Genomic DNA, 22,617 nt, shown 5'->3' with positions numbered 1-22,617 from the left:
CACGATGTATACACGAGGATAAGCGATTATTATTAGCGGTTATTGTGAAGCCGCATCTGCCTGAGGGCTTCACGGTCATCCTGGGCTTTGCGCAAGGCCTGACGCTTGTCATATTCCCGCTTGCCCCTGGCCAGGGCAATTTCCACCTTGGCCCGACCCTGTTTGAAATAAAGAGTAAGAGGAATAATGGTGTAACCCTTGGCTTCAATTCCCCGCTCCAATCGGGCAATCTGATCGGCGTGAAGGAGGAGCTTGCGCTTGCGCTTGGGGGCGTGATTCATCCAGGTACCGTTGAGGTATTCAGGAATATTCGCTCCCTCCAACCACACCTGATGATGAGGATCAATACTGACAAAGGCCTGGGAAAGGGAAGCCCTTCCTTCCCTCAGACTCTTGACCTCGGTACCTTGCAGGACCAGACCTGCCTCCAAAGAATTTTCGATAGTGTAATCGTGTCTGGCCCGGCGATTGGTAGCAATCATATGGATCTCATCCTGCCCCGGATTTTTCGTCATCATATTGTCGCCTTCCTGAAAATAGTTTGTCTGTAGCTACAGCAGGTCCCGGGAACCAGCGGATGCCGGAAACTCAGCAGGTAATCAACAAGTCAGTACTGGCTGAAAACTCAGTAGTGAATGTAATGATAAGCGTTCACGTTACCCAGTATTCTGGTCAGAATGCGTCCGTGGTTCCTGGACCCGCATTCGGAAATCAAAATGGTTCCGTCAGAATTCACTCTTTCTACCACGGCTACGTGACCATAGATTGCAGAAGATCCGGCCTGACCAGGGTTAAAGGAAACAGCTGCGCCCACATGCGGGGTGGTATTAACGTAGTAACCCAGGGCAGCTGCCTTGGTATCCCACTCGCCGCCGTTGCCTAGGTAAGAGCCCACAGGAAGATTGAGTTGGGTTCGACGGATGTAAGCCCACCAGGTGCACTGGCTCCAAGGGTAAGCACTGCCGAGAACGCCCAAAGACCGACCGGTAGGATGGCCGTAGCAATAGGTTGCAGTTGCAGAACAATTGCCAGGAACCGAATAGTTCATACCCATGGCAGTAGCTGCAGAATTTTCGCTATGAGAAGGAGACGATGCCGATCCGCCCGACGAAGTTCCTGAAGAGCGGCCGGCAGAGGAGGATCCACTCCCCCTCCCAGCTCCTGATGAGCTGCCCCAAGACCTGTTGTACGAGTTTGAGGAAGATGACGATGCCCGTGATGCTGCCCTCCTGGCAGCTGCAGCCTGAGCGGCCCGCCTCCCGGCCATAGCGGCATTGTATTGTTCCGCTGCCAATTTAGCTGCCCGAGCCTGCTCCGCAGCCCGCTGTGCAGCAAGTTTACGATTATACTCATTAACTGCTTGCTGGGCTTGAAGAACTGCCACAGCTTCTTTAGCCGCCTGAGTTTTCAGCTGACTTTGCTGGGAGGTCAGAGTCTGTTGCTTTTGTTCAGCCTGGGACTGAAGAGCAGTCAAACTTTCTGCCTTTTGCTGAGCCTCCTGGGCAGCAGCCTGGGCAGCAGCTGCGGAAGAATCAGCTTCTTGTTTAAGAGCAACTATCCTCTGCTCAATAGCCTTCAGCCGTTCCCGCCGATTAGTGGCAGTGCTCAGAGTATTGGCCGCCGAGTTAGCTTCAGCAGCAGCCACTCTGGCCACGGCAGAATTGGTCTGCATATTTTCCACAAAACTATCCGTGCTGCGAGATCTGGTAACCAAACTCATGATCTTGCTGGAGGCAGAACTGTGGAAACTGTCACGGGCAGCCTGGGCTACGGCCGCCTTGGAATCATCATAATCTGCACCTGTCTTTTTGATCTGCGCCTGTAAAGAAGCCTCATCCGTCTGAGCAGCGGCCAATCGCTGTCCAACTTCCTGAGCAGTCTGCTTAGCTTTAGTAGCTGTATCGTCCGCAGCGTTGGAAGCATCTTCCGCGGCCGGAATCTTTTTATTAACCAGATCATTCAACTGCAAGATTGTAGACTTCAGCTGAGCATTCACCCCTGACAGCTTTTTTTCTACATTAGCCTTACTGGTCTGGGCAGCAGTCAAATCCTGATAAGGAGTGGCATAGGCCTGCTGAGAACCGGCAGAAGTAAAGGAAGCCATGGCACCTGTCATCAGTGCTGCGATGGCGACAAAGCCGATCAGCGGTTTGGATCGTACTATCGTCTTCCACTGAAAAGACATAATAACCTCACACTTTTCTGTTTCTATCTGCACTTACTGCTGTGGCCCGAAGACCATACGTTTTTCCATACTAAGCGAAAAAACTGGGAAACCCAAACCTGAAGCCGCCTTCCGTACTTTTTCCTTCACAGGACTCTCACTTTCCCTTGATTTTTCAACCTTTTTCTGTATAAAAAAATTATGAGCCGTAAGCATACACGATGCCACCGTAGTCATCGTTCATTATTCATCATTCTGTCATACCTTCAAGTACCGTCTCAAAGAAACTGTGGAAGCGATAATAGACAAGAGGACAGCACCAACAACCAGGAAAGGAGAAATCTGCAGGACGGTATTCACCGTAATCATAGACATCCAGGAAACCGTTCCTGTTGCCCAATCAGTAATGAAAATCTTGACAATAACGCCCAAAGTCAGGCAGGACAGAAGTGATCCGAGTAAAGAAACAATAACACCTTCCAGAATAAACGGCATACGGATTGTCCAGTTGGAAGCTCCTACCAGACGCATAATTTCCGTCTGAGTTTTGCGGGATGCAGCCGACAACCTGATTGTTGTGCTGGTCAGGAGAATAGCTACCAGAACCATGACAGCAGCCAAAATAGCAGTTACCACGGTAGCGTTATTCATCACAGCCAGGATGGGATCAAACACATCTCTCTGGTCTTCCACACTCTCCACATACTGTTTATTGGACAGAAGCTCAGAAATCACCTTATATTTGCTGGGATCTTTGAGCTTAAGGTGAATGGAGTCCTGCATATCACCGGCCGTCAAAGTCCGCCCGTTGTATACCCCGCCCGGGTAGCGCTTAAGGAAAGTATTCTTGTAGAAATCTTCCTTACTGACAAAGGACATGCTAGCCACTGCCCCATTGGTATCGTCTTGCAGAGAGTTTTCAATAGCAACAATCTGATCCTGACTGGGAGACTTTCCTGTCGAGCAGTTCGCTGATTGACTGCTGCCGTCCGGACACAGCCAGACCACAACTTCGACCTGGGAATACCACTCTCCTTTGGCTTTGTTTACCTGCGCCTGGGTCAGCACGGAAGCGCCGATGAAGAGGAAAGAGATAAAGGTCACCAGGAGAAGAGAAAGGACCATGACGGAATTATGCCGTAGGGAGGACCATGTTTCTGAAAGAATAAGCCGTAACCGCATCAGTTATTACCGTCCTTGTCTGTCTGATTTGTCTGATCTGACTGATTCGTCGCATTCGCCTGATCTGCCTGATCTGCCTGAGCAGCCAACGAATGATTGTCCTCGGTCGGATTGTCTGTCTTGTCCTCATTTTTGTGGGCTTCCACAGAACCCGTGAGCCCTTTGCCCCAGGTCAGCGTATCTTCTACTGACTGGAAGGTTTCAGCGTAACGGCCTGTCCGGCCAGAATGAACACTGTTTGCCAGCCTGCGAAGACCTTCTTCTTGATCATCGTCGACGCCAGGATTGGCAGTGGGTTTTGTCGAAGACAAGCCTGGACGGTCCTTGCCTGATTGTGCCTTATTTGGTGGAGACACAGTGGATAAAGACTGGTCGGATGATGCCTGATTAGAAGAGGCTGCATTTTTCTGATTTTTTTCCTGGCCGTCAGCAGATTCAGACCCATGGGAAGGCTGAGGAATGGTGACAGAATCAGAAGAATCAGAAGAATCAGAAGAATCAGGAGGGAAAGCTGATAGATCAGACTCGGAAGAAGGGACTGCCAGAAGAGGATTCTTCCGTTTCGCCGAGGCAGCCTTTTGAGCCGCTGATTTCTTCTCAGTATCTTCATCTGGAAAATATACCGAGGAGTCATAGCCGCCCCGACGCTCATCCCGAACTATCTGACCGTTGTGCAGCTCAATCACCCGCCGCCGCATGGAGTTGACAATTTCCTCATTGTGAGTTGCCATAACCACGGTAGTACCGGTTCGATTGATAGCGTCCAGAACCTCCATAATACCTACAGAAGTGGTGGGATCAAGATTTCCTGTGGGTTCATCTGCCATAATAATCTGAGGATGATTTACATACGCACGGGCTATGGCTACACGCTGGACCTCGCCGCCGGAGAGCTCATGCGGAAGCCTGTCCTCCTTCCCCTTCAGACCCACTGCATCCAAAACCTGGGGAACGAGAGTCTTAATGGTAGATCGCTTGGTACCAATCACTTCCAGGGAAAAAGCCACATTTTGATAAACAGTTTTATTGGCCAGAAGCTTATAGTCCTGAAAAACAAATCCTATTGTCCGCCGATACTGGGGAACATGACGATTCGGCATCCGCCGCAGATCGTTGCCTGCGACCCGAATATCCCCATCGGTTGCCTCCTCTTCGTGGAGTAGCAAGCTGAGCAGGGTACTCTTTCCAGCTCCTGAAGCTCCCACCAGGAAAACGAATTCCCCCCGGTCAATCTGCAGACTGATATCATCCAGAGCCGGTCTTGAAGCGTGGGGATATATCTTGCTGACGTGCCGTAAAGAAATCAACGCCATAAATATTCATCCTTATCTGTGCGTATTTGTGATCTGTGGTTGTCTGTGCTTTCGTTGCCTGTATCTATCAGGAGGTACCTGTGTTTTGAGCTCTAAAGCCATAAGTCATTGTTTGCTCTTCTATGCCCTGGAGCGGCTGATGCCTATTCTTTGGCCCGTTCCCGATGTCGCCAGCGGATTCCAGCATCAATAAAGGCATCAATATCTCCGTCAAAAACCTTCTGTGGATCGGACGTTTCATAGCCGGTTCGCAGATCTTTGACCATTTGATAAGGATGCAGAACATAGGAACGCATCTGATCGCCCCAGCTTGCCTTGACATCACCGGCCAGTTCCTTCTTTTTCGCCGCTTCCTCTTCCTGCTTCATGACCAGAAGTCTGGATTGAAGCACAGACATAGCAGCAGCGCGGTTTTGAATCTGGCTGCGCTCATCCTGCATAGTCACCACAATTCCAGTAGGAATATGAGTAATTCGGACAGCAGAATAGGTAGTGTTGACCCCCTGGCCGCCGGGACCGTGAGATATATAGGTATCTACCCGAATATCAGAATCAGGAATATCTATATGATCGGTTGGTTCTACCAGTGGAATAACCTCAACCGCAGCAAAGCTGGTCTGTCGCCGTGAGTTATTGTCAAAAGGAGATATTCTCACCAAACGGTGTGTTCCGCCCTCGACTGACAATTTCCCATAAGCATAGGGGGCATCCACTTCGAAAGTAGCCGACTTGATGCCAGCTTCCTCCGCATAGGAAGTATCCATTATTTGTACTTTATAATGATGCCTTTCGGCCCATCGTAAATACATACGCATAAGCATCTGCGCCCAATCAGCCGCATCTACCCCACCTGCACCGGAACGAATGGTAACAACGGCAGCACGATTATCATATTCTCCGTCAAGCAAAGTCTGGATTTCCAGATCAGACAAATCAGAACGAACGGCAGTCAGCTCTTTCTCAGCCTCCGCCTTGCTGTCCTGATCGTCTTCTTCGCTTCCCAGCTCATACAAGGTAGCTATATCGTCAAGCCGTCGTTCCAAATCGTCAAGTCGTTTTGCCTCATTTTGAGTCTGAGAAAGCCTACTGGTAACCAGCTGAGCATTCTCCTGATCGTCCCACAAACCGGGGGCACTAGCCTCCTTTTCCAGGGAAACGATCTTCTCAGCCAGGTTCTGTCGGCCAAGAGCCGAACTGATCGTCTCAAATTTAGAACGAGCTTCGCTCAAATCCTGCGTAAAATCATAGTCTGCCACAAACCTAACAATACTCTAAAAGGAGATAGCGGCGGAAAATCTGCGATTTTTTAACAGGCTCCGCACAAACAAGGCCTGTTTACCCTCTTGCTTACCTTAGTTAAAATCCTTTTCATGCGGCCGTTTGGTCAGAATAACAGGACCATCATCGGTAATAGCAATGGTATGTTCAGAATGAGCTCCTCGGGAATGATCTTCCGATTTCAGAGTCCAGCCATCACGGGGATCTTGATAAAGACGATCTGTTGTCTCAAAGAACCAGGGCTCAACAGCTATGACCAGACCAGGACGCAGGCGGTAACCTCTGCCAGCGCGACCGTCATTGGGAACATAGGGATCTCCGTGCATCACATGTCCCACTCCGTGACCGCCGAATTCCAGGTTAACCGGGTACCCATAATCAGCTGCAACCTGACCGATTGTAGACGAAATGTCGCCTAAGCGGTTCCCCGGAATAGCCTGCTTAATTCCCTCGTGCAGAGCCTCTTCGGTGCACTGGATGAGCCGCAGGTCTTCTGGCCGCTTGTGCTCTCCTACCACAAAACTGATAGCTGAATCGCCAACCCAGCCACCAACGCTGATTGCCAGGTCAAGACTTATCAGATCTCCATCCTTCAAGTTGTAGTCATATGGAACACCATGGAGAACAGCATCATTCACTGAAGTGCAGATGTAATGACGGAAGGGACCAGTTCCAAAGTCGGGAGCATAGTCCACATAGCAGGATTGAGCATCGGGACGTTGATCAATCCTTTGCTTAACATAGCTATCGATCTCCAGTAGATTGGTGCCGACCTTGGTCATGTGGCGCAGATGCTCCAGTATATCTCCTACAAATGCGCCTGCAGGACGCATGGCCTGAATTTCTCTGTCTGTCTTCAGCTCGATCATGTAGCCTCTTTTGCTTACACATCATATGAATGGATAATGCTCATTACTAATACTAATCTGCTAGCATACTCTGCCCCGTACCTGTTTGGTTCATGCATTCAACCACTTGCCTGACAGCAATGAGGGGGAATCTCACAATCCGAACTGTTCCAGACATGATGAAAAACAATAATCCTTGAATGAAGTACCATAGTATTATGTCACAAAAAATATCAGAGCATAATGATGCCGAGCTCAAGGGCATCCTCGATAACCTTTCCACTACAGTTCGTCCTCAGGACGATTTTTTCCGTTATGTCAATGGCCCCTGGCTGGACACTTACCAGCTTCCTGCCGATAAGCCCCGTTTCGGAGCTTTCGATAAGCTCATCGATGATTCTCAGGAGAACATCAAAGATATTCTGGAAAATGCTCCCGAAACTTCCCCTAAGTCTGCTGCCCTCTACCGAGCCTACCTGGACACTCAGGCTAGAGAAAAGGCAGGGCTTGACCCCATCAGGGAAGAACTAAGCCTGATTGACAATGCAGACAGCAAGGATGAACTGGTTCGTGTTCTGGCAAAACTCAATGTTGCCGGAGGCCCCACTCCTTTCGAGTTTTATGTAACAGCAGATTCCAAGAACCCCGACATCAACGTGCTTACTATTGAACAAGGGGGTTTGGGTCTGCCAGATGAAGCTTATTACCGAGAAGACAATTTTGAGCCTATCCGCCAGGCTTACCTCCACATGCTGGGACGCCTCTTGTCTGCTGCTGGCTATGCGGCAGATGACAAGGAGGCAGGCAAACAGGGACAGACCGTGCTTGCTGTAGAGACAGCTATTGCCTCCCATCACTGGGATAATGTGAAAACTCGCGATGTCAACAAAACCTATAATCGATTCACCTACGTCCAGCTGAATGAGACTCTGTCTGACTATTCGATCAGTGCCTGGCTGGATGCCTGGCAAGAGGCTTATAATGACACTCCTGCAGCAGAAAGTTTACCGGTAGATATACGAACAGTATTCTCCCAGGTTGTTGTTGCTGAACCTGACTTCCTTACCGGTCTGAATGCTGAGTGGAAGAAAGCCTCTGTAGATGATCTGAAACTGTGGACCCGGGCCCATCTGCTGATCCATTGGGCTGGAGCCCTGACAAAAGAAATGGATGACATCCAGTTTGACTTCTATGGCAAGGCCTTGATGGGTACAGCCAAGAAGCGCGACCCCTGGAGGAGGGCGGTTCAGCTGGTTGACCGTACCGTGGGAGAAGAAGTAGGCAAGGAATATGTTCGCCGCCACTTCCCAGCTTCCAGCAAGGAACGGATGGAGAAGCTGGTTGCCAACCTGATAGCAGCTTACCGAGTTTCCATTACCGGCAGTACCTGGCTGGGAGAAGATACTAAGAAGAAGGCACTGGAAAAGCTGTCCCTCTTCACCCCCATGATCGGTTACACCGAGCGGTGGCGAGATTACAGCGCGATGGATATTGCCGATGACTACGGCCTGGTGAAGGATCTGAGATCCAGCTATTACTGGCTCAATGGTTACGAACTGGGTAAAGTAGGCAAGCCTGTAGACAAGGGTGAATGGGAGATGACTCCTCAGACTGTCAATGCCTACTACTCCCCCAATACCAACGTCATTGTTTTCCCCGCAGCCATTCTTCAGCCTCCTTTCTTTAACGCAGAAGCTGACGACGCCACCAATTACGGTGGAATTGGTTCTGTTATCGGCCACGAGATCGGTCACGGCTTTGATGACCAAGGCAGCGAATATGACGGCAAGGGGACCCTGGTTAGCTGGTGGACCGAGCAGGATCATGCCAACTTCACTGCCCGAACAGCTGAGCTGATTGATGAGTATAATCATTTCACCCCTCAGATTGTCGCCGACAAGTACAAGGCCGAAGGTAAGGAAGATAAACAGCCTCACGTTAACGGTGCTTTCACTACCGGCGAGAACATTGGTGATTTAAGCGGTGTCAATATCTCGCTGAAGGCCCTGGCCATCTCTCTGGGAGCTAAGGACGATTCCCGGGAAGAAATGGATGCCGCCCTGAACAAGGCAGAAGTTATTGATGGCTGCTCCGCTCTGGTTCGCTTCTTCCTGTCTTACGGACACATTTGGCGCGAAAAAGTAACGGAAAACTACGCAGAACAGATGCTGCAAATTGATCCTCATTCTCCTGCAGAATTCCGCGTCAACGGAATTGTTGCTAACGTGGATCGCTTCTATGAAACCTTTGATGTTCACCAGGGTGACGGTTTGTACATCGAGCCTGATAAGCGAGTCCGCATCTGGTAGCACACCCAGTTGAGATTACCTTTTATGTGATTACACTGGTTGTGTGATTGTGCTGGCAGCCTGGCGGCAGGGTACCCTGCCGCCTTCTTTATGTCTGCTTAAGACTATATAAGTGTCACACACAGGAATCAAGACAGGCATAAAAAGCCAGGCGAGGACAAGTATAACGTTCTTATCGAAGTTTCTATCAGTTGGGAACCATGTCATCCTCCAATTCCTCCCCGACCTGAAACTCTTCTTCTTGCCCAGCCGAAACACCCGGAATAGGGCCAGAAGACAGGTCACGAGGATCTGCTTCCGCTCCAAGGATAGGATCATCAGTATGAGAAGGGGCCTGTTCGTGGGCAGAATCATCGTCTGTGTGGCGTATTCGTATAAAAGCAGCCTTCCCTTGAGATAAATCATGACCAATACTGGAAGCATCAATGACGGTTATGCTGCGTTTGGCACCGTCCTTTTCCCACCTGTCTGTCGTCAGATTGCCCAAAACGATCACCGGATCTCCCACATGGAGAGAGGCCATAACGTTGAGGGCCAGATTTCTATAGCAACGAACGTCCATCCACGTTGTTGACGTTTCTTGCCAGCGATTTTCTCTGCGATTCCAATAATTTCGAGTTGCAGCGACCCTGAAACGGCAGATAGGAATAGTATTGTCTGCAGAGACTCGTTTAGGCTCCTGACCTACAAAACCCACCACTGTTGTTAATGCCTGTTGTACCATAGCTATCCTTTCGAGATTTATCTGCTGGCTGATTCCTGCAGATAAATCCACTATGCACCACAGGGAAGGGAAATGAAAAAGCAAAAGAGGAATGTGGTCAAATGTACCTTCACATTTGAGTTTTCCACATTCCCCGGCACGGGATTGATGGATAAGTCAATCTCCACCTGTCCCTTGTATGTACTCTGCTGCTCTAAATTATTTCAGCTGTCCGACCGTCTCTTTCACAGTGTGAAAAGCCTGTTCCAGCGGCACTATCTGTACCTGACCGCTGCGTCGGTTCCGAATCTCAACAGTACCATTATTCACGGCATCCCGTCCTACAACAAGGACCAAGGGCATTCCCAGAAGTTCGGAATCCTTAAACTTAACACCTGGAGATACCTTAAGACGATCATCATAGAGGACCTCAATTCCCTCTCCCTCCAGCTGATGCAGAAGGTCGTCGGCAATGTGGAAGGCCCGGTCGTCCTTGCCCGTCGCCACCAGATGAACCTGGGCAGGGGCAATAGCTGCAGGCCAGATGAGTCCTTTATCATCATGATGAGTTTCTGCTATGCAGCTCATGACCCGGGAAACACCAATTCCATAGCATCCCATCCATACGGGAACTGCCTGGCCATTCTTGTTAAGAACTTTCAGGCCCATAGCATGAGAATACTTCAGTCCCAGCTGAAAAACCTGACCGATTTCTACTCCCCTCTCAAAACTCAAGGGACCAGACCCATCAGGGCTCATGTCCCCGTGGCGGACTTCGGCAGCCTCAACCGTTCCATCGGCCTCAAAATCACGCCCATACACCAGATTGCATACATGCTTTTCTTCGGCATTAGCGCCAGTAATCCAAGAAGAACCGCGAACCACATGCGGATCCAACAAATAGCGCACTGCCTCTTTATTGCCGGCAGAACGCCCTTGAGGCCCCAAAACGCCAGGCCCAATGTAGCCTTTCACCAGTTCAGGATGCTTCCTGAGATCCTCATCAGTAGCTTCTTCAATTTCAGCCGGAGAAAAGCTTGCTTCCAGCCGCTTCATATCAATCTGACGATCCCCTGCAAGGCCAATAGCCACAATTTCTCTGTTCCCATCAGGATGTTTGACTGCAATAATCACATTCTTTAAGGTGTCATTAGCCTGCCATGGCCGTCCATCCTGCCGAGGGTGAAGAGAATTAAACTGCGATACCAGGCTGTCAATAGTAGTGGAATCCGGGGTGTCTTTTACCTGAGCCGCTGGAATAGAACTGAAATCTAGAGGCTCGGATTCCGGAGTGGTTAGAGCTTCAACATTCCAAGCTTTCCCAGACGGAGCCAGGGCAAACGTATCTTCACCAATCGGCATAGGAGCCAAGAATTCTTCGGATTCAGAACCACCCATAGGACCGGAGACAGCATGAACAATAACATAGTTCAGGTCCAGCCGGTGAAAAATGCGCTCATACGCTCCCCGCTCCTGAAGATAAGCCTTTTTCAGGCCTTCCTCATCGATGTCGAAAGAATAGGCATCTTTCATGACAAACTGACGGCCGCGAATCATACCGGCACGGGGACGAAATTCATCCCTATATTTGCCCTGAATCTGATAGAGGGTTACGGGGAGATCTTTATACGAAGTGTACATGTCCTTAACCATGAGGGTAAACATTTCTTCATGGGTGGGAGCAAGCAGATAATCAGCCCCATGCCGATCTTTAAACCTGAAGATATTATCCCCATATTCTTCCCAGCGATTGGACATCTGATAGGGCTCTCGGGGCATCATGGCCGGGAAATGAACCTCTTGTGCCCCAATCGCGTTGATCTCTTCGCGAATAATAGCTTCAATCTTGTTCAAAACCCTCAGTCCCAGAGGCAGCCAGGAATATAAGCCCGGGCCGATCTTTCGAATATAGCCAGCCCGAATCAAAAGTTTGGCTGAATCGACATCGGCATCAGCCGGGTCATCGCGCAACGTGCGCAGGAACAAAGAGGACATACGTAATGCTTGAGAACTCATAATCCCACACATTACGGTCTTTTGCAGACAAAATAAGCAGTCAGCAGCCGCATAAGATCAAAAGTTTTCGATTAGAAATTCAGGAAAGAAATTTAAAAAAGCTGGCCTTGCCCAAATTCTTCCCTTCCGTCATATTTCTCAATTTCCACGTCCCTTCCCCTTCCTTCCTGAGGATTCTCCCAGATTCCGCCATGGAGATTTGCCTCGTTTGGATTCATATCCTGAGGATTTATGCCCTGGCGATTCTCATCTTTCAGATTTTCCAGATTGGAAATGTGACTGCCCGACATCTGCTGCAGAAGAGCATCTTCCCTAATAGTGTCAAGAGATACATAAAATGCTTGAGAGCTGATTCCCAGCAAATACAGACCTTCCAGGGACTGAACCCGGGAGAGGGCAACATAGCCCATACCAGGCGCAAAGGTTCTCCGTAAATCCATGACAGCCCTATCCAGAGTCATTCCTTGTGATTTGTGAATAGTTATTCCCCAGGCCAGGCGGAGAGGAACCTGGCTGACGGCAGCAAGGACCTCTTCCCCATCCAGCATTTCCCAGGTAGCAGGAGACATGGTGACCGTATTCCCATTATCAAATTCAACAATGGGATAACCGCCCTTCTTTCGATTAAGAAACCCAACAACTTTCCCCAAAGAACCATTCACGAACTGCCGATCCGCATCATTGCGCAGGGCCATCACCGCTGCGCCTTCTTTAAGCACAAGCTGTTCCGGGGCCAGCATATTCTTCTTCAGCCGCTGCACCAGCTGAGCAGATCCTGCCGACTGAGCAAGAAAAATATGCTCATCCTGATGAATTCTGTCTAATTGGCTCTGATTCAAGGCATCAGCAGCACGGTTGAAGGGGAAAAGATGAACAAGATCTGACGAATCAGGGTTAAGGCCTACTCTGCTGGACAGGGATAGAATATCATCGTTTGTGGTTTGTCCTAAACGGATGTCAGTCAGGATTGACAGGAGCTCACCTGCATCCTGCCGATGCTGCTCAGTCAAATAACAAATGACAGGATTCAGTCTCTTCCAGCACAAAGCCTGGGTAATAAATCCCTCAGGATTAAGGCCTTCCTGAGCGTAACACTGTCTGGCTGCAAGAAACTCTGGACTGGGCTCAGCCATGCTGTAAGGGTCAGAATTTGCACGGGTTCTGCTGACCGGAGGCAGCTGGAAGAGATCTCCGGAGAGGATCACCTGGATACCGCCAAAAGGCTGGTCTGACCGTTTTATAGATCGACATACCTGATCGACCATGTCAAAAAGCCAGGCATGGATCATGGATACCTCATCAATAACCAGGATATCCGTGTCTTTGATGGCTCTGCGGCGGCGGGTTTTAATCCGCTTAAGAACCGATGCGGTCAGAACTGTGTCAACCCCAATTCCGCTCCAGGAATGAATAGTCTGTCCATCTATGTGAGTCGCTGCTATGCCTGTTGAGGCTGTTATTGCAACGATCTCCCCCTTGCTGCGGGCTTGGGAAATAAATTGGTTAAGAACATATGTCTTACCCGCCCCCGGAGCCCCAGTCAGAAAGACTGAAGCTCCAGAAGACATGATTTTCAGCGCCTGTGACTGTTTCAGTTTAGTAATCTTTCTTCTCAGCAGAAGTGGTTTCTGTCAACGGATCGCCTTCCCGCTCGTATGTCCGCAGAAGACTTGTCTCCTCAATCTGAGCACAGACGGCAGCTGCCTGATTAGCAGACAATCCCGGCTGGGGCAGGAACATGGACTGACGGTAATATCGCAATTCATCAATGGACTCGATAATATCGGCCAGGGCCCGATGGCCTCCATGCTTGACCGGCCGGTTTGAATATACTTGAGGATACCAGCGGCGGGACAGCTCCTTGAGAGTACTAACATCTATCGTTCTATAATGAAGCAAGCCCATCAGTCCGGGCATGAACTTGTCCAGGAATTTCTTATCCGAACCAATGGTATTGCCTGCCAGATGGGCCTTGCCTTGACCTTCCTCAGGGAGAAAAGGACGGACATACTCTATAACCTGCTTTTCCGCCTGACCCAGAACCAGTCCTTCCTTCATCTGTTCAAGCAGACCAGAAACAGTATGCATATGGCGAACAAAATCTCCCATATGGTCCAGGGCTCCCTGAGAAGGCTTGATTACCAGATCAATCCCCCTGTCTAGCACAGTCAAATTGAAATCTGTAGGGACGACTGAAACCTCGCATAATTCATCATGGTCAATGTCTAGGCCAGTCATTTCGCAGTCTATCCAGATCAGCCGGGATTTGCCTGCATCAAAAATTTGATTATCACTGTGGGCTGTATGATTATCAGTCGCTGTCATGGTTTCTTGCCTTCCTGCCTGTCTCACTGACGACCGTCTGATCATCTTCAGCCCCTGTGACCTACACGATATAATCAACCGAGTCCTGAGACATAACGTTTCATTATGCCATAGGGCCTGCTCAATATTCTGGAAAGACAGTCACCAATATAGGCGCGCAGGCAGCCGCAAATCTCTCCAGGGAGGATAAAAATCTCAACACAGGAGGGCAAGGCCGAAGACAAGAAGAAGGGCTAGACTGACTGTGTCGATTCTTAACCCTTTATGACAACCGTGCAGGAAAGGACTCCCATGGCGCTGGAACCAGAGAACACTGAGGAAATCAAGGAGACAAGCCAGGCCCATGCAACTGAAGGGCCCAAAGCAGCTGAAAGAACGAAAGCAGCTAAGCAACTAAGTCAGTTGTCAGATCCCAATGATTGGTGGAAGCAGGCAGCTATATATCAGATTTATCCCCGTTCCTTCAGCGACAGTAACGGTGACGGTTTAGGGGATTTGCCGGGAATAACCGCTCACATGGACTATGTACACGATCTGGGGATCGATGCCCTCTGGCTCAGCCCCTTCTACCCTTCTCAACTTGCAGACGGAGGGTATGATGTGGACGACTACCGTAATGTGGACCCCCGCCTGGGTACTCTGGATGATTTTGATGCCCTGGCAGATGCAGCCCATCAAAGGGGGCTGAAGGTCATCGTTGATATTGTTCCCAATCATTCCTCCAACCTCCACCCCAGTTTTCAGGCGGCCCTGAAAGCCGAACCTGGTTCTCCCGAGCGCGATATGTATATTTTCCGGGATGGACGGGGAGAAAATGGAGAGCTGCCTCCCACCAACTGGCAATCTCACTTTGGCGGCCCTGCCTGGACCCGGGTGGCAGATGGACAGTGGTATTTGCACCTGTTCGCCAAAGAACAGCCGGATTGGAACTGGAAAAATCCCCGCGTTCGTGAAGATTTTCTGACTACTCTTCGTTTTTGGTCTGATCATGGAGCGGATGGCTTCCGGGTAGACGTTGCTCACGGCCTGGCCAAGGACTTAGATAGGGATGATCTGGATTCCTACTCGGTTATTGAAGCCAGCCTGCCATCCAATGGTTCCCACCCTCTTTTTGATCGGAATGAAGTCCATGATATTTATCGTCAGTGGCGCAAAGTTTTCAATGAGTACAGTCCTCATCGCTTTGCCGTGGCTGAAGCCTGGGTTAACCCTGACCGGCAGTATTTGTACGCCAGTAATGACGAGTTGGGACAGGTTTTTAATTTTGAGTTCGCCAAGGTGAACTGGGCCCGGGATGAGTTCCATCTGGCGATTGAAGAAGGACTGGCTATGGCCCAGCGTGCTCATTCCCCTGCAACCTGGGTTTTGAGCAACCATGATGTTCCCCGGCATGCTACCCGTTTTGCCCTTCCTCAGGTTCCTTCTCCCAGCCTGCATCAATTTGCGCTAGATTGGATTCTGCGCGATGGAAAGTCTTATCCGGAAGATCGCCAAACAGGAACCCGCCGTGCCCGGGCTGCCATTCTTATGGAAGCTGCCCTCCCCGGTTCTATGTATATTTATCAGGGGGAAGAACTGGGACTTTTTGAGGTAGCCGATATCCCCTGGGACCAACTGGAGGATCCTACGGCTTTTAATACCGCTGGATCTGATATACAAAAAGGTCGGGATGGCTGCCGGGTACCGTTGCCGTGGGAGTCAGTGGATACTGTCTCTTATGGCTTTTCTCCTAACGGCTCCACCTCCAGGCCCCACCTGCCCCAGCCACGATGGTTCAAAGACTTCAGCGTGGACGTGGAGGAGCCAAATCCTGAATCTATGCTCCAGCTCTACAGAAAAGCCATGTCTATACGACACAATCTACAGACCGCAGATACATCGTTGCGTTGGCTTGACTGCGATCGCTCCTCTGGCCAGCCAGACGGAGCAAATGGCCTGACGGGAGGAGTTCTTGCTTTTGCCCGAGCCAACGGCTGGGCATCAGTAACCAATTTCAGCTCAGAAGCAGCAGAACTGCCCGCAGGCAGCCTGGTTCTCAGTTCAGGTCCTCTAACGGCTGATGGACATCTTCCACAAGATACCACCGCTTGGGTTATTCTTGACAAGTAAGATTTATGCTTGCTCCAGTAAAGCCAGCTCATGAATAAAAATACAGAAGAACAAAACCAAAAACTAAGAAAGATATTGATTATGACACAGGCAGTAATTCGCACTTCCATGGGTACTATAACCACTGATTTATTTGACCAGGATGCCCCCAAAACCGTTGCCAACTTTGTGGGATTAGCTCAAGGCACTATTGAGTGGACCGACCCTCTGGATGGGATGAAAAGAACCGATCCCTTCTACAATGGCCTGACTTTCCACAGAATTATCAAGGATTTCATGATCCAAGGCGGCTGCCCTCTGGGTGACGGCACCGGCGGTCCCGGTTATGAATTTGATGATGAAATTAATAACCATAAATTCGATAAGCCTTACATCCTAGCCATGGCAAATGCCGGCCAGCGCCGGGGTCGCGATGGGAAAATCCACGGAACCAACGGTTCTCAGTTTTTCATTACTACCGTTCCTACGCCGTGGCTTGACGGTCACCATACCATTTTTGGCGAGGTAACTGACGCCACCTCTCAGGCTGTAATCGATCAGATTGATTCTGTAAAGACCGGCCGCAGCGATGCCCCTTTGGAACCAGTTTTCATCGAAAGCATTGAAGTTACTGAGTAATTTTATATATATATACTTATCTATACTTGCTCTTCCTCTCCAAACAGCTAATGAATAGAAACTGACGAATAATGGTTGGCAAGTATAGATAAGTAACCGGGCTTGTGCAGATACTTATCACGCTTTGCTGAATTTCCATACGATTCAGACAGCAGCATCGCTGGAACGGTTTGACTGCGGTTGCCTGGTTGGTTGCAGGTGGTAATGCTGCGATCTCCGCATATTGTAAGTCTTATTGTTAGAATTAGGAAGTGCTACTCAAATGAGTTGGATAAGAGAGCTTCTTGCTCTTATTGTCGATGGAATAGTTGCGATTAAAGCATGGCATTACGGCAGACAACACAGTAGTGACAAGAAAGATAAGAAATAAGCTTGCTAGCAACAACTCGCCCGCATAAACGTGTATACAAAATTAAGTTACAAAACAGACCCCTTTGCAAGAGAGCACGGGAAAAGTTTTCTATCTTGGTTTGTATACACATGCAGACAGACCTGAGTAAGACCAATAAAAAAGGGATGCCCTGAAGCATCCCCTTTTTATTCACAATTTTTTATTCACAATTTAATAATTGTTTTATTCATGGAATCCCGTATAATTAGGGGCTTCCTTGGTCATCACAATGTCGTGGGGGTGAGACTCCCGCAGCGCAGCATCAGTAATTCGGATGAACCGTCCCTTGGCCTGAAGCTCAGGAATAGTACGGGATCCGGTGTAGAACATGCTCTGGTGGAGACCTCCAACTAGCTCGTAGAGGACATAGCCCAGAGGACCGCGGTAAGGAACTTCACCTTCCACACCTTCGGGAACAACCTTGTCGCTGCTGGTAACATCTGCCTGGAAGTAGCGATCCTTGGAATAGCTCTTCTTACCCCGGGGAGCCATAGCTCCGAGGGAACCCATCCCACGATACACCTTATACTGCTTGCCGTGCAGAAGCACCTTCTCACCAGGAGCTTCCTCTGTTCCAGCCAAAAGACCGCCCAGCATGACCGTTTCAGCACCGGCTACAATTGCCTTGGCAATATCACCGGAGTAGTGAATACCACCGTCGGCAACCAGAGGAACATTGGCGGGCTTGCAGGCGAGGGAGGCATCGTAAACGGCAGTCAGCTGAGGAACACCAACTCCAGCCACCACCCGGGTGGTGCAGATAGAGCCAGGGCCAACGCCAACCTTGACAGCATCCACACCAGCATCGATCAGAGCCTGAGCTCCTTCACGTGTTGCTACGTTGCCACCAATAATATCAACGCCTGCAAAGGCAGGATCGGCCTTAAGCCGTTTGATCATGTCGAGCATAAGTTTGGCGTGTCCGTGTGCAGTATCGACCACCAGAACATCCACGCCTGCTTCCATCAAGGCGGTGCAGCGCTGCCAGGCATCGCCGAAGAAACCAACAGCAGCAGCCACGCGCAGCCGCCCCTGTTCATCCTTGGTAGCGTCAGGGTACTGTTCTGTCTTCACAAAGTCTTTGACTGTAATCAGGCCAGTTAGCTTGCCTTCATCGTCAACCAGGGGAAGTTTCTCCACCTTGTTTTCAGCCAGAAGCCGGTGGGCATCATCCTTGGAAATGTTGGCAGGCCCGGTAATCAGATTATCCTTGGTCATTACATCGCGAACATGGAGGCGATCATAATCTGCAGAATCAATGAAACGCATATCACGATTGGTAATTATGCCTACCAGCCGATTGTCACTGTCAATAACAGGCAGGCCGGAGACATGATAGGTTCCGCAGAGCTTATCGAGATCGGCCAGAGTAGCGTCAGGTGAAACTGTCAGCGGGTCAGAAATCATACCTGATTCTGACCGTTTTACAATGTCAACCTGGCTAGCCTGATCGTCAATGCTCAAATTGCGGTGCAGAACGCCAATGCCACCGTTGCGAGCCATAGCAATAGCCATCTGGGCTTCGGTTACAGTGTCCATGGCGGCAGACAAAACCGGAGATTTCATGGTGATGTTCCGGGTCAGACGGGTAGAGGTATCAACCTCAGAAGGAATCACGTCAGATTCGTTGGGAAGAAGGAGGACATCATCATAAGCCAATCCAAGTTTTTGGAAAGGAGATGGGAGGGGAGAATATGGTTGTTCATCAACAGAATTTTCTAAAGCCATGTTCCAACTTTAAGGTGGTCGCATGACGAATCCATTGTTGCCTTGTGCCGCATATCAGATTGTGAGATTCCCCCGGCAGTATACAGCTTTAAAACCAATCCTTACGCAGCCTTGAAGACAAAATGATCAAACAAGACAGCTGATAAAATCGCCAAACAGCAGGCTCTCCTCCTGCTCTTACTTATTTTTTCTTGCAGCAGGATCCACCAGAGGTATGCGGGCATGAAACATGCCAAAAACGTTGATAGGGGTAACAAGGGCTACTAAAACCACAATGGTAATAGCAAAATCCCTGATAATAACAGATCCAAAGTTGGCAATCAGGAAACCTGCTATGACAACAGCTATAAATTTAAAGACCCAGATCATAAAAAAACCTGAAATAAACGGGGCTCCGGTGAGGTCCATCTGATCCAGAAGAATCATGCTCAAGGGCGTTGATTCGCTGAAAAGCAGAACTATCAAACCTCCAAAAAGCCCTGCTCTCAGTCCAGGAGCAGCATGACGACATGCAAAGAAAATTGTACAAATCAACACAGCTGCCAACCAGGTAAGAAGAGAAGCGATAATGACTGGTTTGATGGCCCGGCTGATGGGATGATCGTCAGAATTACTGTTGTCAATCATGACGACTTTTCTCCTTCTTCCAGGCAGCTTTGTAGCTTGGAGCCAAGGTAGCTACAGTCAGCAAGGCTGCAATAATGAGGAATCCTACGACGACATAGCGAACTCTGACAAAAAGTATCAGGACAGAGCTAAATGATATCAGTGCTGCCCACGACCACAGAATCAAAACAGCAGACTGCACGCTGTGACCTATTCTGAGCATGCGGTGATGCAGATGCATCCGGTCTGGATGCATGGGCGATTGTCCTTTGCTTAGGCGGCGGACTATGGCTAAAATCATATCGAGGAAGGGCAGAAAGAGAACTAAGACAGGCAGGAGGATGGGCATAAAAAGCGGCAGATAAAGGCTGGCATGAATGCTGGCCGGGTCCAGCCGGCCAGTCATCATAATGGATGCACAGGTAATCAAATACCCCAGAAGCATGGAGCCAGCATCTCCCATAAATAGTTTGGCCGGATGCCAGTTATGAAGTAGAAAACCAAGGCAGATTCCTACCAGGATAACATCGAGCAAAGTAGCAACAGAGGCATAGTTTGCCGTGCTCCTGGCAAGGATGTAGGAGTAAGCTCCAAAAGCAACACCTCCTATAGCAACAATCCCTGCGGCCAGCCCGTCAAGTCCGTCAACAAAATTGACAGCATTAATTGAAGCAACCAGAAGGAAAGCAGTCAAAGCCATGGACAGGCTGGGAGATGCAGTCAACATGCTGTTGCCTACGGGCAGAACAATTATTTGAAGTCCGCCCAGAGAAACCATAACCGATATGAGGATCTGGCCCGCCATCTTCAGCATCCAGTCCAAGTCTAAAATGTCATCAACAATGCCTAAAAGGCATATCAAAGCTGCCCCTAAGAGCACCACCCATAAGATGTTGTTCCCCTCAAAAACGCTGGAAATAAAGGGAAGTCGACTGGCGAAGACCAAGGCTGCTGCCAAACCGATCAACATTGCCAGACCACCCATTCGAGGGGTTGGCACGGTGTGAACATCACGGGCCCTTACCTGCCCCACTGCTCCCATAGCTATGGCCAAGTGTCTGACAAGCGGAGTAATGAGCCAGGTAACACCACCAGCGATTGCGGCAATAAAAATATAGACGCGCATCGGGGGGCTACCTCCAAAGATAAAGGATAAGGGACTACGACCTTTTATTTTACGATATAGGCAGTATAGGCGGCTATGACCGGGGAAAAGAGCTGGACAAAAAAGTGACAGAATCGAGCTTTAGACCATGACTTGTGCTCTGTTCCCTTAGCTCTTTCAGGCTTACTATTCCTTCTCTGAGAACAATCAGTCTGGGCAGGGGCAAGGCCTGCTTGTTCCCAGGCAGCGGATTGCCCCAACCACAGGCCAGGGTTCGCATGCTGAATTCGTCGAGACTTATCACCGTGCTAGCTGCCGGTCCTGAGCTTACTCCCCCATCCGCATAAACAGCCGGTTCATCCCCCAACTGATCTAAAGCCTCAGCCGCAGTGGTAGCAGCCTGCCGTCCTGATCGATTAGCACTCGATGCGGCCAAGGGACCAGTCTGGTTAAGAATTGCTTGAGTGGCAGAGTCGGAGGGGAACCGAACAGCCTGGGTACGCAGGATAGGGTTACGACCGGGGCAATTGTAATTCTCTCTGCTACTCCCCTTCCCGGCCTCTCCACTGCTTGCATGAGAATCCTCAGGACAAGAATCCCCAGGGCAAGAATCCCCAGCACCTGCCCTGCTGCCATCTTCTGCCTTGGTGATGTCAGCGCCTGCCATGTCAGCGGCTGTCGCGCTAGCATTGACATCCCCATCACCCCCGCTCACAGTTCGGGTGGTAACCAAAGGACAGGTAGAAATCACCGAGCAAACCAGACATAAAGAGCCAGGCGGAAAAATATCCAGAAGTTGCTCATATATGTGCGGAATGATCAACCCCAGTTTTCGGGCCTGGTCAGGATTCGAGCACAGGATCTGTACTGTCTTTTCCGGCGGACGGTGCTTGGCCCGAAAAATTCCCTGCACAGCACTGACAGACAGCGGATCTGCTACCAATCCATAAACTGTATCAGTAGGGATAACGGCTGTCTTCCCTGACCGAATAGCCTCTGTCACCGTCTGCACCGTCTTTTCCAAAGAGTCGCCGTCATATAAAGGGAGAATTTTGCTGGTCATTTTTCTTCTCCTTGCACACAGGCCTCTGCTGGCACTGCTGTCTCTTTCTGTTTTGAAAGCTCTTTCTGTTTTGAAGGCTCTGCCTGCGTATAAGATTTCAATGCTTGCTCAATCAAAGGAACATGCAGGGCTATCATCATGCCCGGCCCCATAACCATAAGGAGAAAGAGAGACTGAATCCAATACACATATGAAGCATAGGCCAGGAATAAGCAGAGGCCATCAATGACAGCAATAAGCAGGGTGGTTGGCAAATGGGAGAATCCGAAAATAAAAGAATTGGAAATGGTCCTGCCCATAGGATTGGAAAAACGCGACTGCAGGGGGAAAACCCACCAAAAGCACATCAGATAAACGAATGTGAGAACAGCCTTAAAAGGCAAAAGCAGCGGAACCTGAAACCCTATCCAGGCATAGATCAGACCAGCTCCAAGAGCAGCCAGCGGAAGCCATATGATGGTGGCCTGCACAAAATTTGAAGTAAAAGCTTTGAAATAGTTTCGGCTTACATTCCCCCTGGATTCCTGTGATTTTCTGGCTGCATCATAAGCAGCGCTTAAGGCGGCCCCAATGGTGATGACGGGTAGACAGGTCAGAAGAAAATACACATTGATGATAACAATATCAGTAAACCACCACAGTCCCCTCATAAAAGGAGAATCTTGGCTGAAGAAACGACTCATTCTTTCAGCATATACCTCTGTATACAACTTTCAGTTATCGGCAAAGGGAGCAATACCACGTCATTCGCAAAAAGAAAGCACTCGGCCGATTTAGCAGCAGCCGAGTGCACACGCAGTTTGCTTTAACAAGAAGCACACCACAGGAGTAAGCCGAGACAGGCCAGATACCTATATTT

The 22,617-nt window shown here is 49.7% G+C and carries 18 protein-coding genes; 3 read left to right on the top strand and 15 right to left on the bottom strand.

The window, feature by feature from the left end; translation table 11 throughout:
* Positions 1-32: 32 nt before the first annotated feature.
* From smpB to map, 6 genes are all read right to left on the bottom strand, one after another.
* Positions 33-515, bottom strand: a complete 483-nt coding sequence (gene smpB, locus SCIP_RS02375) for an SsrA-binding protein SmpB (RefSeq protein ID WP_006292927.1) — start codon at positions 513-515, stop codon at positions 33-35.
* A gap of 110 nt (positions 516-625) precedes the next feature.
* Positions 626-2,185: a CHAP domain-containing protein gene (locus SCIP_RS02370; protein ID WP_006292926.1), complete on the bottom strand. Its 1,560-nt coding sequence runs from the start codon at positions 2,183-2,185 to the stop codon at positions 626-628.
* A gap of 237 nt (positions 2,186-2,422) precedes the next feature.
* Positions 2,423-3,346, bottom strand: a complete 924-nt coding sequence (gene ftsX, locus SCIP_RS02360) for a permease-like cell division protein FtsX (protein ID WP_006292925.1) — start codon at positions 3,344-3,346, stop codon at positions 2,423-2,425.
* On the bottom strand, positions 3,346-4,659 hold the full coding sequence (ftsE, locus tag SCIP_RS02355; RefSeq protein ID WP_006292924.1) for a cell division ATP-binding protein FtsE: 1,314 nt from the start codon (positions 4,657-4,659) through the stop codon (positions 3,346-3,348). The genes ftsX and ftsE overlap by 1 nt, the downstream gene beginning before the upstream one ends.
* Before the next feature lie 143 nt (positions 4,660-4,802).
* Positions 4,803-5,915: a peptide chain release factor 2 gene (gene prfB / locus SCIP_RS02350; protein ID WP_048349256.1), complete on the bottom strand. Its 1,113-nt coding sequence runs from the start codon at positions 5,913-5,915 to the stop codon at positions 4,803-4,805.
* Positions 5,916-6,011: 96 nt separating this feature from the next.
* Positions 6,012-6,806, bottom strand: a complete 795-nt coding sequence (map, locus tag SCIP_RS02345) for a type I methionyl aminopeptidase (protein ID WP_006292922.1) — start codon at positions 6,804-6,806, stop codon at positions 6,012-6,014.
* A 197-nt stretch (positions 6,807-7,003) separates the two neighbouring features.
* Here map and SCIP_RS02340 point away from each other — a divergent pair, with 197 nt between their 5' ends.
* A complete protein-coding gene (locus SCIP_RS02340; RefSeq protein ID WP_006292920.1) occupies positions 7,004-9,094 on the top strand; it encodes a M13 family metallopeptidase in 2,091 nt (696 codons plus the stop codon).
* Between the two features lie 187 nt (positions 9,095-9,281).
* Here the strand turns inward: SCIP_RS02340 and SCIP_RS02335 are convergent, their stop codons facing one another.
* The 4 genes from SCIP_RS02335 to orn form a co-directional block, all read right to left on the bottom strand.
* Positions 9,282-9,818, bottom strand: coding sequence for a single-stranded DNA-binding protein (locus tag SCIP_RS02335; RefSeq protein WP_048349255.1), 537 nt, complete (start codon positions 9,816-9,818; stop codon positions 9,282-9,284).
* A 198-nt stretch (positions 9,819-10,016) separates the two neighbouring features.
* On the bottom strand, positions 10,017-11,813 hold the full coding sequence (locus SCIP_RS02330; RefSeq protein ID WP_006292912.1) for a proline--tRNA ligase: 1,797 nt from the start codon (positions 11,811-11,813) through the stop codon (positions 10,017-10,019).
* Positions 11,814-11,905: 92 nt separating this feature from the next.
* Positions 11,906-13,408, bottom strand: a complete 1,503-nt coding sequence (locus SCIP_RS02325; RefSeq protein WP_040590518.1) for a PIF1 family DEAD/DEAH box helicase — start codon at positions 13,406-13,408, stop codon at positions 11,906-11,908.
* Between the two features lies 1 nt (position 13,409).
* A complete protein-coding gene (orn, locus tag SCIP_RS02320) occupies positions 13,410-14,138 on the bottom strand; it encodes an oligoribonuclease (protein WP_006292910.1) in 729 nt (242 codons plus the stop codon).
* Between the two features lie 264 nt (positions 14,139-14,402).
* On the opposite strand from orn, the gene SCIP_RS02315 reads away from it, so the two are divergent.
* Both SCIP_RS02315 and SCIP_RS02310 read left to right on the top strand, forming a co-directional pair.
* A complete protein-coding gene (locus SCIP_RS02315; protein WP_231851929.1) occupies positions 14,403-16,247 on the top strand; it encodes a glycoside hydrolase family 13 protein in 1,845 nt (614 codons plus the stop codon).
* Between the two features lie 81 nt (positions 16,248-16,328).
* The gene (locus SCIP_RS02310; protein ID WP_040590516.1) at positions 16,329-16,865 is read left to right on the top strand and encodes a peptidylprolyl isomerase; all 537 of its coding nucleotides are present in this window, start codon (positions 16,329-16,331) and stop codon (positions 16,863-16,865) included.
* Positions 16,866-17,439: 574 nt separating this feature from the next.
* Here the strand turns inward: SCIP_RS02310 and guaB are convergent.
* From guaB to SCIP_RS02280, 5 genes are all read right to left on the bottom strand, one after another.
* Positions 17,440-18,984 (bottom strand): IMP dehydrogenase, encoded by a 1,545-nt coding sequence (gene guaB / locus SCIP_RS02305; protein ID WP_006292907.1) that lies wholly within the window; start codon positions 18,982-18,984, stop codon positions 17,440-17,442.
* A gap of 177 nt (positions 18,985-19,161) precedes the next feature.
* On the bottom strand, positions 19,162-19,611 hold the full coding sequence (locus SCIP_RS02300; RefSeq protein ID WP_006292906.1) for a hypothetical protein: 450 nt from the start codon (positions 19,609-19,611) through the stop codon (positions 19,162-19,164).
* Positions 19,604-20,716, bottom strand: coding sequence for an MraY family glycosyltransferase (locus tag SCIP_RS02295; protein WP_006292905.1), 1,113 nt, complete (start codon positions 20,714-20,716; stop codon positions 19,604-19,606). The genes SCIP_RS02300 and SCIP_RS02295 overlap by 8 nt, the downstream gene beginning before the upstream one ends.
* Before the next feature lie 73 nt (positions 20,717-20,789).
* Positions 20,790-21,758, bottom strand: a complete 969-nt coding sequence (locus tag SCIP_RS07500; protein ID WP_006292904.1) for an L-threonylcarbamoyladenylate synthase — start codon at positions 21,756-21,758, stop codon at positions 20,790-20,792.
* Positions 21,755-22,441, bottom strand: coding sequence for a YesL family protein (locus SCIP_RS02280; RefSeq protein ID WP_081442802.1), 687 nt, complete (start codon positions 22,439-22,441; stop codon positions 21,755-21,757). The genes SCIP_RS07500 and SCIP_RS02280 overlap by 4 nt, the downstream gene beginning before the upstream one ends.
* Positions 22,442-22,617: the final 176 nt, after the last annotated feature.

The sequence above is a fragment of the Scardovia inopinata JCM 12537 genome (assembly GCF_001042695.1).
GTDB lineage: Bacteria > Actinomycetota > Actinomycetes > Actinomycetales > Bifidobacteriaceae > Scardovia > Scardovia inopinata.
This window is presented reverse-complemented; position numbering and strand designations above follow the sequence as displayed.